Source organism: Bradyrhizobium sp. SZCCHNR3119, from assembly GCF_032487775.1.
GTDB lineage: Bacteria > Pseudomonadota > Alphaproteobacteria > Rhizobiales > Xanthobacteraceae > Bradyrhizobium.
On sequence record NZ_JAUEUV010000001.1, the window covers coordinates 2426958 to 2441249 of the forward strand.

At 66.0% G+C, this 14292-nt stretch carries 9 protein-coding genes and 1 pseudogene; 7 read left to right on the forward strand and 3 right to left on the reverse strand.

Annotation, left to right across the window (positions count from 1 at the left end; genetic code table 11):
* Positions 1-3 precede the first annotated feature (3 nt).
* A complete protein-coding gene (locus tag QX034_RS11390; RefSeq protein ID WP_315744543.1) occupies positions 4-1611 on the forward strand; it encodes a Na+/H+ antiporter in 1608 nt (535 codons plus the stop codon).
* 25 nt (positions 1612-1636) lie between these two features.
* Here the strand turns inward: QX034_RS11390 and QX034_RS11395 are convergent.
* Positions 1637-2863 (reverse strand): annotated as a pseudogene (locus QX034_RS11395) (ABC transporter substrate-binding protein).
* A gap of 225 nt (positions 2864-3088) precedes the next feature.
* Here QX034_RS11395 and QX034_RS11400 point away from each other — a divergent pair.
* Complete coding sequence (locus QX034_RS11400) at positions 3089-3628, forward strand: methylated-DNA--[protein]-cysteine S-methyltransferase (RefSeq protein WP_315702480.1); 540 nt, start codon at positions 3089-3091, stop codon at positions 3626-3628.
* Positions 3629-3802: 174 nt separating this feature from the next.
* Here QX034_RS11400 and QX034_RS11405 read toward each other — a convergent pair whose 3' ends face one another.
* Positions 3803-6598: a [protein-PII] uridylyltransferase gene (locus QX034_RS11405; protein WP_315702479.1), complete on the reverse strand. Its 2796-nt coding sequence runs from the start codon at positions 6596-6598 to the stop codon at positions 3803-3805.
* Between the two features lie 194 nt (positions 6599-6792).
* Here QX034_RS11405 and QX034_RS11410 point away from each other — a divergent pair, with 194 nt between their 5' ends.
* The 5 genes from QX034_RS11410 (at position 6793) to QX034_RS11430 (ending at position 11244) form a co-directional block, all read left to right on the forward strand.
* A complete protein-coding gene (locus QX034_RS11410) occupies positions 6793-7764 on the forward strand; it encodes an aliphatic sulfonate ABC transporter substrate-binding protein (protein WP_316195385.1) in 972 nt (323 codons plus the stop codon).
* Between the two features lie 223 nt (positions 7765-7987).
* Positions 7988-8839, forward strand: a complete 852-nt coding sequence (locus QX034_RS11415) for an ABC transporter permease (RefSeq protein WP_315744536.1) — start codon at positions 7988-7990, stop codon at positions 8837-8839.
* Positions 8839-9624: an ABC transporter ATP-binding protein gene (locus QX034_RS11420; protein WP_316195387.1), complete on the forward strand. Its 786-nt coding sequence runs from the start codon at positions 8839-8841 to the stop codon at positions 9622-9624. The genes QX034_RS11415 and QX034_RS11420 overlap by 1 nt, the downstream gene beginning before the upstream one ends.
* Before the next feature lie 56 nt (positions 9625-9680).
* Positions 9681-10190: an OsmC family protein gene (locus tag QX034_RS11425; RefSeq protein WP_315702475.1), complete on the forward strand. Its 510-nt coding sequence runs from the start codon at positions 9681-9683 to the stop codon at positions 10188-10190.
* A gap of 214 nt (positions 10191-10404) precedes the next feature.
* Positions 10405-11244 carry a hypothetical protein gene (locus QX034_RS11430; RefSeq protein WP_315747564.1) on the forward strand — a complete coding sequence of 280 codons (840 nt, stop codon included), beginning with the start codon at positions 10405-10407 and terminating at the stop codon, positions 11242-11244.
* 275 nt (positions 11245-11519) lie between these two features.
* On the opposite strand, the gene mutS is transcribed toward QX034_RS11430, so the two are convergent.
* Complete coding sequence (mutS, locus tag QX034_RS11435; RefSeq protein WP_315744531.1) at positions 11520-14255, reverse strand: DNA mismatch repair protein MutS; 2736 nt, start codon at positions 14253-14255, stop codon at positions 11520-11522.
* Between the last annotated feature and the right edge of the window lie 37 nt (positions 14256-14292).

The window sequence follows — 14292 nt, forward strand, 5'->3', positions numbered from 1 at the left end:
CGCATGGAAGATCATTTTCAGCTGTTTTTGATCCTGCTCGCCGTGCTGGCCGGAACCGCACTGCTCGCGCGCCGTGCGAGTATTGCGCCGGCCATCCTGCTGATGCTGGCCGGCATCGCGCTGGCCTTCGTGCCGACCATGCCGGCGTTCGCGCTGCCGCCGGAGCTGGTGCTACTGGTGGTGCTGCCGCCTCTGATCTACTCGGCCAGCGTCGCCATGAGCTGGCGCGAGTTCAAGCTGAGCCTGCGCCCGATCGTGCTGCTCGCGGTCGGCTGCGTGATCTTCACCGCCTGCGCGGTCGCAGCCGCAACCCACGTCCTGATCGGCCTGCCCTGGAGCGTCGGCTTCCTGTTAGGGGCCATCGTCGCGCCACCCGACGTGGTGGCGCCGCTCGCCATTGCCCGCCGGCTGCATCTGCCGCGGCGGATCCTGGTGGTGCTGGAGGGCGAAGGGCTGGCCAACGACGCCACCGCGCTGATCCTCTATCGCTTCGCGGTGGCCGTGATCACCACCGGCACGTTCTCGCTGCCGGTCGCCGCCGGCGAGTTCGCCCTCATCGTGGTGGGCGAGATCGCCTTCGGCATCGGCGTCGGCTGGCTGATGCTGCGCGCCCGCTATTATAGCCGTGACCCGCAGATCGAGATCACGCTGTCCCTGCTCACGCCCTATCTCGCCTATTGGATCCCCGAACATGTCGGCGGCTCCGGCGTGATCGCGACCGTCGCCTGCGGCCTTTATATGAGCTGGAACGGGCCGCTCCTGATCCCCTCGGCGACCCGGCTGCAGGGCGTCTTCTTCTGGGACCTCGTGATCTACCTGATCGAGGGCATGCTGTTTCTGCTCACCGGCTTCCAGATGCGGCTGCTCTACGAGAGGTCTAAGGCCTTTCCGCTGCATGACATCCTTCTGGTGACGGCGCTGGTGGTCGGCATCGTCATCCTGGCGCGGTTCGCCTGGATCTTCCCCGCGACCTATCTGCCGCGCTGGTTTTCGAAAAGCCTGCGCCAACGCGACCCCTCGCCGCCCTGGCAGTGGGTGTTCATCCTCGGCTTCACCGGGGTACGCGGCACGGTCTCGCTGGCGGCGGCGCTGGCGCTGCCGCTGACGCTCTCGACCGACGACGCCTTCCCGTTTCGCGACCTCATCCTGTTCGTTTCCTTCGGGGTGATCTTCTTCACCCTGGTCGGCCTCGGGCTCACGCTGCCGCGCGTGGTCCACTGGCTCGGCGTGACCCGTGCCGGCCGCGCCGAGCATGTAGCCGAGCACGAGCAGGAGATCGCCGCACGCCGCGAAGCGCTCGAGACCGCGCTGCACTCGCTGGAGACGATGACCAATGATCGCGAACTGTCCGAGGAGGTGGTGCGGCTGTTGCGCGCGCGCCATGAGGTCCGCGTCAACCAGCTGCCGCAATCGCTCGATCCCGATCAGCAGGACTCCTCCGCGCTCGGCATCGAGCTGACCCGCGAATTGATCGCCGTAGAGCGTCAATTCATCCATGTCCTGCTGCGCGACGGCAGGATCACCGACGAAACCCGGCGCCGGATCGAGCGCGACCTCGACCTCGAGGAGGCGAGCCTCGCCAACCGCGAATATGGCGAGCTGCCGCTGTAACGAAAGGCAGCTCGCCTTTGTTAGCTCAGCCCGCGGCGCCCTGGTCCTCCAGGATCGGGCCGAACAGCTCCCAGCGCTCGCCGTCGAAACGCATCATCTGCAGCTGCTTGTTGACGCGATAGTCGGTCGGCGACGTGTTGATCTCCATGCCCGGCAGCGACAGATCGCCGGTGACGTGCTTGAGCGAAGCGGCCTGCTTCATCACGTTCTCGCGGGTCAGGTTGTCGCCGCACATCTGCAGCACGGTCACCAGGAGATGCGCGGTCATGTAGCCATAGACGTTGAAATTCGAGTTCTTGTCGCCTTCCGGATAGTACTTCGCCATGAACGCGAAATAGCGTTTCATGCCGGGATCGTCCTTCCAAGTCGGGTCCAGCGGATCCTTGCCGTAGTTGACCGAGATGACGCCCTTGGAGGCCTCCAGCCCTGCCGGCTTCATCACGGCGCCGACCGAGGTGGCGTTGATATCCACGATGTGGGTCGGCTTCCAGTCGAGCTCGGCGATCTTCTTGATCGCCTGCGCCGCCTACTTCGGCGTCGCCGCCGAGAACACGAGGTCGGCGCCGGCTGCCTTGATCTTCAGGATCTGCGAATCGATGGTCGGATCGGAGACCTCGTAGGACGCCTCGGCGACGATCATGCTCGATGCCTTGTCGCCCAGCCCGGCCTTGAGGCCGTTCAGATAGTCCTTGCCGAGATCGTCGTTCTGATAGAGCACGCCGATCTTGGCGTTCGGATGTTCCTTGAGAATGTACTGGCCGTAGATGCGCCCCTCGGTGAAGTAGTTGGGGTTGAAACCCATGGTCCAGGGGAAGTTCTTCGGATCGGTAAACCTCGTCGCGCCAGTGGCCGCGAACAGCTGCGGCACCTTTTTGGCGTTGAGATATTTCTGCACGGCGGCGTTCGACGGCGTGCCGATGATCTGGAAGGTCAGCAGCACCTCGTCGTCCTCGACCAGCTTGCGGACCTGCTCGACCGCCTTCGGCGGCGAATAGGCGTCGTCATACTGGACCAGCTTGATCTTGCGGCCGTTGATGCCGCCCTGTTCGTTGATCATGTTGAAATAAGCGGCCTGGGTCTTGCCGATCGAGGCATAGGCCGAGGCAGGGCCCGAGAACGGCACGGTCTGGCCGACCTTGATCTCGGTGTCGGACGCGCCGGGATCGTATTTCTTCTGGGCGTAGGCGGATGTGACCGAAAGCGTGGCCGCAAGCGCGGCGGCCCCGGCAAGACGGACGATGCCAGATCGCATCGTGCCATGTGTCGTCATACCATATCTCATGGGCAATGTTCCTCCTGGATGTTTTGCGCGATGGTCTGATTGTTTTGGACGCCATCGCTGCCAGGATTGTGGAGGAAGCCAAGGCGCCATGCAAGACGAGGCGGCCGGCCCGCGGATGCGGATTTCGGGTCGACGCCTACGCTCGGAGCGGCCATAGAGCTTCGGAATCGATCAACCGAGAGCGGTGAAACGGACATGCCCGAACGCATTAGTCCGGCGCAAAAGCCGGCCACGGTGTTCCGCCTCGACCGACTGGCGACGCCGATCGGTATAGCGCTGCTGGTCACCGATGACGACGGCGTGCTGCGCGCCCTCGACTGGGACGATCATGCACCGCGCATGATGGATCTGCTTCGGCGGCATTATGGCGTGGTGATGCTGAACGAGCGGCAGGCGCCTGCCGCGATCAAGGCGGCCCTGACGGCCTATTTCAATGGCGATCTCGATCGGCTGGCCGAGGTGGCATGGCGCGTGGCCGGAACGGAGTTTCAGCGCAAGGTCTGGTCGGCATTGCCGGGCATTCCAGCGGGCCAAACCATGAGCTATGGCGCGCTGGCGGCCCGATTGCAGGCGCCCAAGGCGACGCGCGCGGTCGGCCACGCCAATGGCGCCAATCCGATCAGCGTCGTGCTGCCCTGTCACCGCCTGATCGGCGCGAACGGCGCGCTGGTGAAATATGGCGGCGGCTTGACGCGCAAGCGCTGGCTGCTGCGCCATGAGGGCGTGGAGGTTTAGCCTCCTCTGCCAATCGACACATGACAAACAAACAGCGTCATTGCGAGGAGCGAAGCGACGAAGCAATCCAGACTTCCGGCGCCGCCCTGGATTGCTTCCGCCGTCGCCCTTCGGGCTATGGCGGACAAGTCGCTGCGCTCGCAATGACGAGCGGATAAAATCGAGACGTGCGCTTCAAGCCGCCGGCTGCGCGGCGCTTACGTCGCTCGACAGCAGATGCAAGAGCGCGCTCTTGATCGCGGCCTGCCGGGTCGGCGCGGTGATCTGGGCGCCCAACAGGTCCGTGACATAGAACACGTCGCGGGCGCGCTCGCCGAAGGTCGCGACGTGAGCGGAGGTGATGTTGAGGTTGAGCTTGGAGATCGCGGTGGTCAGCTCGTACAGCAGTCCGGGACGATCGAGACCGGAGACCTCGATCACGGTGTAGAGCTCCGACCACTGATTGTTGATGGTCACCTCCGGCTCGACCGAGAATGCCTTGTGCTGCTTGCCGCGGGTCGCACGCCGCGCCACCGCTTCCGGCAGCTTCAGCTTGCCTTCCAGCACCTGCTCGATCATCTCGCCGATCCGCGTGGCGCGCCTCGCCTCGTCCTCGTCGCGCTCATATTCCCGGGAGATCGCGATGGTGTCGAGCGCGCGCCCGTCGGTCGTGGTGTAGATCTGCGCGTCGACGATGTTCGCGCCGGCCGAGGCACAGGCGCCAGCGATGATCGACAGCAGCCAGGGATGGTCCATCGCGAAGATCGTCAGTTCCGTGACGCCGCGCGCCGGATCGAAGCCGACATTGATCGCAAGCTTGTGGCCGGCCTCTTCGCTCGCGCGCACGAAACGCGCGTGGCGGATCTTGCGCGGCAGCTCGACCTTGAGCCAATAGGCCGGATAGTGGCGGGCGATATAGCCGTTGAGCTCGGCCTCCGGCCAGTCGGTGAAGCCGGCGCGGAATTCGGCCTGCGCCGCGGCGATCCGCTTGGCGCGGTTCACCTCCGAGAAACCGCCGGTCAGCACCGGCTCGGTCTCGTAATAGAGCGTGCGCAGGAGCTGCGCCTTCCAGCCGTTCCAGACGCCCGGACCGACGCCGCGGATGTCGGCGGTGGTCAGGATGGTCAGGAGCTTCATCTGCTCGACCGACTGCACCACGGCGGCGAAGTTCTCGATGGTGCGGCGGTCCGAGAGGTCGCGCGACTGCGCGACCGTGGACATCGTCAGGTGCTCCTCGATCAGCCACGCCACGAGCTCGGTATCGGCATTGCTGAAGCCGAGCCGCGGGCACAGCCGCCGCGCCACCTTGGCGCCGGCGATCGAGTGATCCTCGGGCCGGCCCTTGGCGATGTCGTGCAGCAGCACGGCGATGTAGAGCACCGACCGGTGCTCGGGCCGGATCTTGCGCATGAGATCGGAGGCGAGCGCGAACTCGTCGCTGCCGCCGCGCTCGATCTCCTGCAGGAAGCCGATACAGCGGATCAGGTGCTCGTCGACCGTGTAGTGATGATACATGTTGAACTGCATCATCGAGACGATCCGGCCGAAAGAGCGGATGAAGTGGCCGAGCACGCCGGTCTCGTTCATCCGCCGCAGCACCACTTCGGCGTCGTTGGAAGTCAGGATCTCCATGAATAGCCGGTTGGCTTCCGGATTTTCGCGCTGGCCTGTGTCGATCAGGCTGAGCGAGCGCGTCACCGCGCGCATCGCATCCGGATGGAAGGCAAGGTTGTTCTTCTGCGCGAGACGGAAGATGCGGATCAGGTTGACCGGATCGTGCTTGAAAACATCGGGAGCGGCGAGATTGATGCGGTTGTTGTCGACGATGAAATCGTCGCTCTCCGGCACGCGCCGCCAGGTCGAGCCGGTCGTCAGCCGCGAGATCACCCGGCTCAACACCGGTGCCGGCTTGGCCTGCTGATCCTCCAGCTTGGCGCACAGGATCGCGGTGAGATTGCCGACCTCCTTGGCCACCAGGAAGTAGTGCTTCATGAAGCGCTCGACGTCCTGCATGCCGGGATGGCTGGTGTAGCCGAGCCGCACGGCGATCTCGCGCTGCAGGTCGAAGGAGAGCCGCTCCTCGGCCCGGCCGCTCAGGAAATGCAGGTTGCAGCGGACCGACCACAGGAAGTCGGCGCAGCGGCGGAAGGTGCGGAATTCGTGCGCGTCGAACACGCCGCGCTCCAGCAGCTCGCCGGTCTCGCGCACCCGGTAGACATATTTGGCGATCCAGAACAGCGTGTGCAGGTCGCGCAAGGCGCCCTTGCCGTCCTTGACGTTGGGCTCGACCAGGTAGCGCGACTGGCCGGCGCGGCGATGACGTTCCTCGCGCTCGGCCAGTTTTGCGGTGACGAATTCGGCCGCGGTGCCCTGCACGACCTCCTTGTCGAAGCGCTCGACGAGTTCGTCATAGAGCGGACGGTCGCCGGCGAGATAACGCGTCTCCAGGATCGCGGTGCGGATGGTCATGTCGCCACGCGCCTGGCGGATCGATTCGTCGACCGAGCGCGTCGCATGGCCGACCTTCAACCCCATGTCCCAGAGGCAATAGAGGATGGCTTCGGCGACCTGCTCGCCCCAGGCGGTCTGCTTGTAGGGAAGGATAAACAGCAGGTCGATGTCCGACTCCGGCGCCATCAGGCCGCGGCCGTAGCCGCCGGTCGCCACCACGGCCATGCGCTCGGCGCCGCTCGGCACGTCCGAACGGTAGAGGTGCCCGGTGGCGGCGGCATAGAGGATGCGGATGATCTCGTCCTGCACGAAGCAGAGCCGCTCGGCGCAGCGCCGGCCATGACGATCCTTCAGCAACTGCGCCTGGGCGGCCGCACGCGCCTTGACCAGCTCGGCCTTGAGGAGCTGCGCCACCGCCGAGCGGAACATATCCTCGCGGCCGGAATGCTGCGCGGCGAGCGCCTCGACCGCCGCAGCGATGGTGGCGCTATCGAAATCCGGATCGGCCTTGAGTTTGTGATCTGTCGCGATGCTGTCCATGAACCATCCGGATATCGAACACAGCCTGTGCTGTCACGACACATTCTATGCAACAAACGATCCATGCTGTCGCGCGCCATCGGCGCATGATGTTCGTGCTGGGAATAGCTCCGCTGGGGAAAGGTAATTCTCGTTGACGCGCCATCTAACTCATTGAAATAAGAGAGTATTTTAATGAGCAGGGAGGAACGGGGATGGGCGGAGTATCGAGGCGGGCTTTCGCCGCCATGGCAGCGGTGTTCTTGTGCGGCGGCATCGCCTCGGCGGCCGAGCCGCTCAAGGAAATCCGGATCGACTGGGCAACCTACAATCCGGTGTCGCTGGTCCTGAAGCAGAAGGGCCTGCTCGAAAAGGAGTTCGCCAAGGACGGCATCGGCATCGTCTGGGTGCAATCGGCGGGCTCGAACAAGGCGCTCGAATTCCTCAATGCCGGCTCGCTCGATTTCGGCTCGACCGCGGGCTCGGCCGCGCTGGTCGCCAGGATCAACGGCAACCCGATCCAGTCGATCTATGTCTATTCGCGCCCCGAGTGGACCGCGCTGGTCACGACCAAGGACACCAAGATCGCCAGCGTTGCGGATCTGAAGGGCAAGCGCGTCGCGGTGACGCGCGGCACCGACCCGCACATCTTCCTGGTGCGCGCGCTGCTCGGCGCGGGACTGTCCGAGAAAGACATCACGCCCGTTCTGCTGCAGCACGCCGACGGCAAGACGGCCCTGCTCCGTGGCGACGTCGATGCCTGGGCCGGGCTCGATCCGATGATGGCGCAGGCCGAGGTCGAAGACGGCGCCAGGCTGTTCTACCGCAACGCGGGCGCCAACACCTGGGGCATCCTCAATGTGCGCGAGCAGTTCCTGAAGGATTATCCCGACATCGTCCGCCGCGTGCTCGCCACCTATGAAGAGGCGCGCAAGGATGCGCTCGTCAACTATGACGATCTGAAGAAGACCTTCATCGCCGTCACCCGGCTGCCGGAACCGGTGGTCGACAAACAGCTCAAGGAGCGCACCGAACTGACCCATAGCCGCATCGGCGCACCCCAGCGCGAGTCGATCCTGGCCGCGGGCCAGGCGCTGCAACAGGCCGGCGTGATCGATGCCAAGGTGGATGTGAAGGCATCGCTGGATGCGCTGATCGACGATCAGGTGCCGCTGCCGACCAACTGAGACAACAAAATCGGTGTCGTCCCGGACAAGCCCGACAACGCGCCAGCGTTGGCGGGCGCCGATCCGGGACCCATACTCCCGAATGCTTGTTGCGAGGCACGCCGGAGCGACATCTCGTCTCGCAACAAACGCCGCGGCGTATGGGTCCCGACTCAAGGCCGGGACGACACCGAGTTTGTAGCGCGGCCATCATTTTGTAATTTGCTTGAGGCCCTTCTTACGGATGTCCATGACCGCCGAATTGCAGGCCGCCGCGCCAATCGAACAAGCAATGCCCACGCAAGCCGCGCCGCGGCTCTCGCGTCTCGCGCGGCCGCTGCAAGGCCTCCTGCTCCCAGTCGCGCTCGCCGCCGGCTGGGAGCTCATCGTTTGGCTCGGCTGGTCCACCGGACGGCTGGTGCCGCCGCCGTCCCGCATCATCACCACGCTCATCGAGCTTGCACGTTCTGGCGAGCTGATGCGCCACATCACGGCCACCCTCGCGCGCGTCGGGCTCGGCTTCGGCCTCGGCGTCGCCGCCGGCACGGTGATGGGAGGCATCTGCGGCTATTGGGGATTGGCGCGGCGGCTGATCGATCCCACCGTTCAGGCATTGCGCGCGATCCCGTCGATCGCCTGGGTGCCGCTGTTCATCCTCTGGCTCGGCATTTTCGAGACCTCGAAAGTGGCGCTGATCGCGGTCGGCGTCTTCTTCCCGGTCTATCTCGGCCTGATGGGCGCGATCCTCTCGGTCGATCGCAAGATCGTCGAGGTCGGCCGCATCTTCCGCCTGTCGGGCCTCTCGATGATCCGCCGCGTCTTGCTGCCAGCCGTGCTGCCCGCCTATGTCGTGGCGCTGCGGGTCGGACTGGGGCTGGGCTGGATGTTCGTGGTCGCCGCCGAGTTCATGGGCGCCTCCGAGGGGCTCGGCTATCTCCTGATCGACGGCCAGCAGCTCGGCAAGCCCGCGCAGATCGTGGCTGCGATCGTCATCTTCGCCATCATCGGCAAGACTACCGACTGGCTGCTCGAGCTGGCGACCGCGCCGCTGTTGCGCTGGCAGGACAATTTCGCGCGTCATGGCGGAGCAAACTGATGCTGTCGCTGCAATCCCTCGGCAAGGTCTATCCGAACGGCGTCCACGCGCTGGAACGATTCTCGGCCGAGATCAATCTCGGCGAGATCGTCGCCATTATCGGCGGCTCCGGCTGCGGCAAGTCCACGCTGCTCCGCGCCATCGCCGGCCTCGATCCGGCCAGCCGCGGCACGGTCACGCTCGATGGCGAGGCGATCGCCGCGCCGCACCCCAAGATCGGCATCGTCTTTCAGGAGCCGCGGCTGCTGCCGTGGCTGTCCGTCGCCGACAATATCGGCTTCGGCCTGTCCGAGCTGCCGCCTGCCGCGCGCCGCGAGCGCGTGGCGCGGGCGCTCGCGCGGGTCGGCCTTGCCGACAAGGCCAGAGCGTGGCCGCGCGAACTCTCCGGCGGCCAGGCCCAGCGGGCGGCGATTGCGCGGGCGCTGGTGCCGCAGCCCGAAGTGCTGCTGCTCGACGAGCCGTTCTCCGCGCTCGACGCCTTCACCCGCAAGGACCTGCAGGATCACCTGCTCGACCTGTGGGCGGATACGCGCCCGACTCTCGTGCTGGTCACCCACGACGTCGAAGAGGCGGTGGTGCTGGCGAACCGCGTGCTGGTGATGCGGCCGCATCCGGGACGGCTGTTCGAGGAGATCACGATCAATCTGTCGCGACCGCGCGACCGCAATGCGCCGCTGTTCGACCAGTTCAAGCGCCATGTGCTGGCGAGCCTCGACCGCTCGCTCGATCGAACGATGCCCGACCGGCAGAACAGCCGTGACGCCAGCGCGGCGATGTGGTGGTGACATCGGCGGCCGGTCCCGGTACACCTCAACCGTAAGAAATCCGGGAGAGAGCGACGATGGATGCTGCCGAGCTGCGCGCGCTGCAGGCGCCGATCAAGGAACGCTACAAGTCGGATCCCGCCGCTGCCATCATCACGCTGAAGGCCAAGGGCTCGGTCGGCGATGAGGGGTTGACCTGCAAGGTCGAGACCGGACGTGCATTGGCGGTGGCCGGCCTGCATCCGGGAACGGGCGGCTCCGGGCTCGAGCTCTGCTCCGGCGACATGCTGCTGGAGGCGCTGGTCGCCTGCGCCGGCGTGACGCTGAAATCGGTCGCCACCGCGATCGAGGTGCCGCTCAAGAGTGGACAGGTGATCGCCGAGGGCGATCTCGATTTCCGCGGCACGCTGGGCGTCGACAAGGAGGCGCCGGTCGGCTTCCAGGAGATTCGCCTGCGCTTCGAGGTCGATACCGATGCGCCGCAAGACAAGCTCGATCTGCTGCTCAAGCTGACCGAACGCTATTGCGTGGTCTATCAGACCATCAAGAACGGACCGAAAGTCTCGGTGAGCCTGAAGCGGGTGTGATCTCGCTTTGCCATGCCGCGGATGATTGCAGCGGGCAATGCTCGCTCGGTCTGCGCCTCCCCCGCCTGCGGGGGAGGTCGCCTTGCATCGAAGATGCGAGGCGGGTGGGGGAAGTCTCTCCACACGGCGCGAATGTTTCGGCTCGGGCCATCCCCCACCCCAGCCCTCCCCCGCAAGCGGGGGAGGGAGACTACTGCCCGCACCGAATGAGCTGATGTCCCCCGACCTTTCCTTCATCCTCCTCCTCGGCCTGCGCATGGTCATCGCAGCCGCCTTCGTGGTGTCGGCTTCGATGATCGCCGAGCGCACCGGGCCCGTGATCGGCGCGCTGGTGGCGACCTTGCCGATCTCGGCCGGCCCCACCTACGTCTTCCTCGCGCTCGATCATGACGCCGCCTTCATCGCGCAAGGCGCGCTCACCAGCCTGCCGGTCAATGCCGCCACCATCTTTCTCAGCCTGATCTACGCGGTGCTGGCCCAGCGCCGCGGTGTGGTCATCAGCACGGCTTGCGCGGTGGCGGTCTGGCTCTTCCTCGCAGCGCTGGTCCGCAGCGTGCAGTGGTCGCTGCTCGGCGGCCTGATCGCAAACGCCGTGACGTTCGCGATCTGCCTGCCGCTGCTTGAGCGCTACCGTCACGCCAAGATGCCGCTGATCACCCGCCGCTGGTACGACGTGCCGCTGCGCGCCTCGCTGGTCGCCGCGCTTGTCGCTACGGTTACATCGGTCTCGGGCTGGGCTGGTCCAAGTGTGTCAGGCATCCTCGCGCTGTTTCCGATCGTCTTCACCTCGATGATGCTGATCCTGCAGCCGCGCATCGGCGGCCCCGCGACTGCGGCCGTGATTGCCAACGGCGCCTACGGCCTGATCGGCTTCGGCATCGCGGTCGCGGTGCTGCATCTGGGCGTCCTGCATCTCGGCGCGCCGGCCGGCCTGAGCCTCGCGCTCGCGACCTGCGTGGGATGGAATCTCGGCCTGTGGTGGATCGGGCGGCGAAGGGCTTCTCCGCTGTCATTGCGAGCGAAGCGAAGCAATCCAGGAGCCGATCGGGGATAGTCCGTTACTGGATTGCTTCGGCGCAAATGCGCCTCGCAATGACGGCGTCGGTTCGTAGGGTGGGCAAAGCGAAGCGTGCCCACCGACGCGCATCCTGCGATGGAGGTGGTGGGCACGACGCTTCGCGCCTTTGCCCACCCTACGGCACTGTGGTGTGTGGGAGAAAGAAAGTCTCTCCGCCGTCATTGCGAGCGAAGCGAAGCAATCCAGAGGCCAATCGGGGATAGTCCGTTGCTGGATTGCTTCGGCGCAAATGCGCCTCGCAATGACAGTGACTACGATTTTCCGAGCTTCGCCTTCAGCGCGTAGAGCGCGTCCATGGCCTCGCGCGGCGTCATCTCGTCCGGATTCAGCGCCTTCACCGCGCCGATCAGCTCTTCCGCCTCCTTCGACATCGCAGGCTCCACGGCCGCGCGCGACGGCACCGCGAACAGCGGCAGGTCATCGACCAGAGCACGCGCACTCTGGCCGCGGTCTTGCGCCTCTAACTTCGCCAACACGGATTTGGCGCGGTTGATCACCGCTGGCGGAAGGCCGGCGAGCTTGGCCACTTGGATGCCGTAGGAGCGGTCGGCCGAGCCCGGCAGCACCTCGTGCAGGAACACCACGTTGCCCTGCCATTCCTTGACCCGCACCGTGGCGTTGAACAGCCGCGGCAGCTTGGCGGAGAGCGCCGTCAGCTCGTGGTAATGCGTGGCGAACAGCGTGCGGCAGCGATTGGTCTCGTGCAGATGTTCGATCGCGGCCCAGGCGATCGAGAGTCCGTCGAAGGTCGCGGTGCCGCGTCCGATCTCATCCAAAATCACCAGCGCCCGCTCGCCGGCCTGGTTGAGGATGACGGCGGTCTCCACCATCTCGACCATGAAGGTGGACCGCCCGCGCGCCAGATCATCGGCGGCGCCGACCCGCGAGAACAGCCGGTCGACGATGCCGATGCGGGCGCGCGAGGCCGGCACGAACGAACCGATCTGCGCCAGCAGCGCGATCAGCGCATTCTGGCGCAGGAAGGTGGATTTGCCGGCCATGTTCGGACCGGTGAGCAGCCAGAGCTGACCGCTGTGATGGCCCGGCGTCGGCGACAGGTCGCAGGAATTGGCGATGAAGGGCTGGCCGTCGCGCTTCAATGCCTGCTCGACCACCGGATGCCGGCCGCCTTCGATGGCAAAGCCGAGCGAACCATCGACGTCGGGCCGCACATAATTGTCATCGACCGCGAGCTTGGCCAGCGACGTCGCGACGTCGAGCATGGCAAAGCCGTGCGCGGCGGCGCGCAGATCGTCGCCGGCGGCGAGCGCGACAGCACAGAGCCGGTCGAAGATCTCAAGCTCGAGGTTGAGCGCGCGCTCACCGGCATTGGCGATCTTGGCTTCGATCTCGCCGAGCTCCGAGGTCGTGAAGCGCACTTGGCCCGCCAATGTCTGGCGATGAATGAAGGTCGCGTTCAACGGCGCGGCCATCAGCTTGTCACCATGCTGGGCGGTGACCTCGACGAAATAGCCGAGCACGTTGTTGTGCCGGATCTTCAAAGCCTTCACGCCGGTCTGGTCGGCATAGCGCGCCTGCATCGAGGCGACGACGAGCCGCGAGGCGTCGCGCAGATTGCGCGCTTCGTCGAGCGCCGGCTCGTAGGCGGCGCGGACGAAGCCGCCATCGCGCTTGATCAGCGGCAGCTGCTCATCGAGCGCGCGGGCAAATTCGGCCGCCAGCTCACGCGACGGCCGGCCGAGCGCCGCCATCACCGAAGCGATCTCCTGCGGAGGCTGGTCGAGTTCGGACAGGCGCGCCAGGGCCTGATCCGCGGCGAGAATGCCATCGCGGATCGCAGCGAGGTCGCGCGGGCCGCCGCGGCCGACCGAGAGCCGCGCCAGCGCGCGCGACATGTCGGGGGCGCCGCGCAGGATGCTCCTGATGTCCTCGCGGGCGGGGCTGTCGGCCACGAACGCCGCGACCGCATCGAGGCGCCGCGCGATCTGCCGATCATCGGTCAGCGGCGCCGCCAGCCGCTGCGCCAACAGTCGCGAGCCGGCCGAGGTGACGGTGCAGTCGATCGCGTCGAGCAGCGAGCCGCGGCGTTCGCCGCCGAGCGTGCGCGTCAATTCCAGATTGGCGCGGGTGGCCGGATCGATCGCCATCGTGCTGCCGGTCGCCTCGCGCGAGGGCGGCGACAGCGGCGGACGCTTGCCCACCTGGGTGCGATCGACATAGGTGACAGCAGCGGCCGCTGCGGTCGCTTCCAGCCGCGACAGCGCGGCGAGCCCGTCCATGGTGGCGACGGCGAAGTAATCGCACAGCCGCCGCTCCGCGGTGGCGCCGTCGAACACGTCGCGCGTCAATGGCGTGACCGCGGCGAGTTCGCGCAGGATCGGCTCGAATGCATGGTCCGAATAGAGCGCATCGCTGACGATCACCTCGTTCGGATTGATGCGGGCGAGCGTCGCAGCGAGTTCGGCGAACGCGCATTCGGCGACCACGAATTCGGAGGTCGAGATGTCGATCCAGGCGAGCCCGAGGCGATCGCCGCCGGAGGAGCCGCGGGCGCGTGCAATCGCGAGCAGGTAGTTGTTGGCACGTGCATCGAGCAGGTTGTCTTCGGTCAACGTGCCCGGCGTCACGACGCGAACCACGCCGCGCTTGACCACGCTCTTGTTGCCGCGGGCGCGCGCCGCCGCCGGATCTTCCATCTGCTCGCAGACTGCGACCCGGATGCCTTGCGCGATCAGCCGGTGCAGATAATCTTCCGAGCGTTCGACCGGCACGCCGCACATCGGGATGTCGACGCCCTGGTGCTTGCCGCGCTTGGTCAGGACGATGCCGAGCGCCTTCGAGGCGACTTCGGCGTCCTCGAAGAACAGTTCGTAGAAATCGCCCATCCGGTAGAACAGCAAGAGTCCCGGATGGGCCGCCTTGATCTCCAGATATTGCTCCATCATCGGCGTGAGCTTGGCCGGCGCATCTTGCGCGGGCGTCGTGTCGGGCATGTCAGGCGCGGAGATGGGCTGCTGGATCGTCATGGCGCGGAAATTACCCAAATTGCCGGCACGCTCCTAC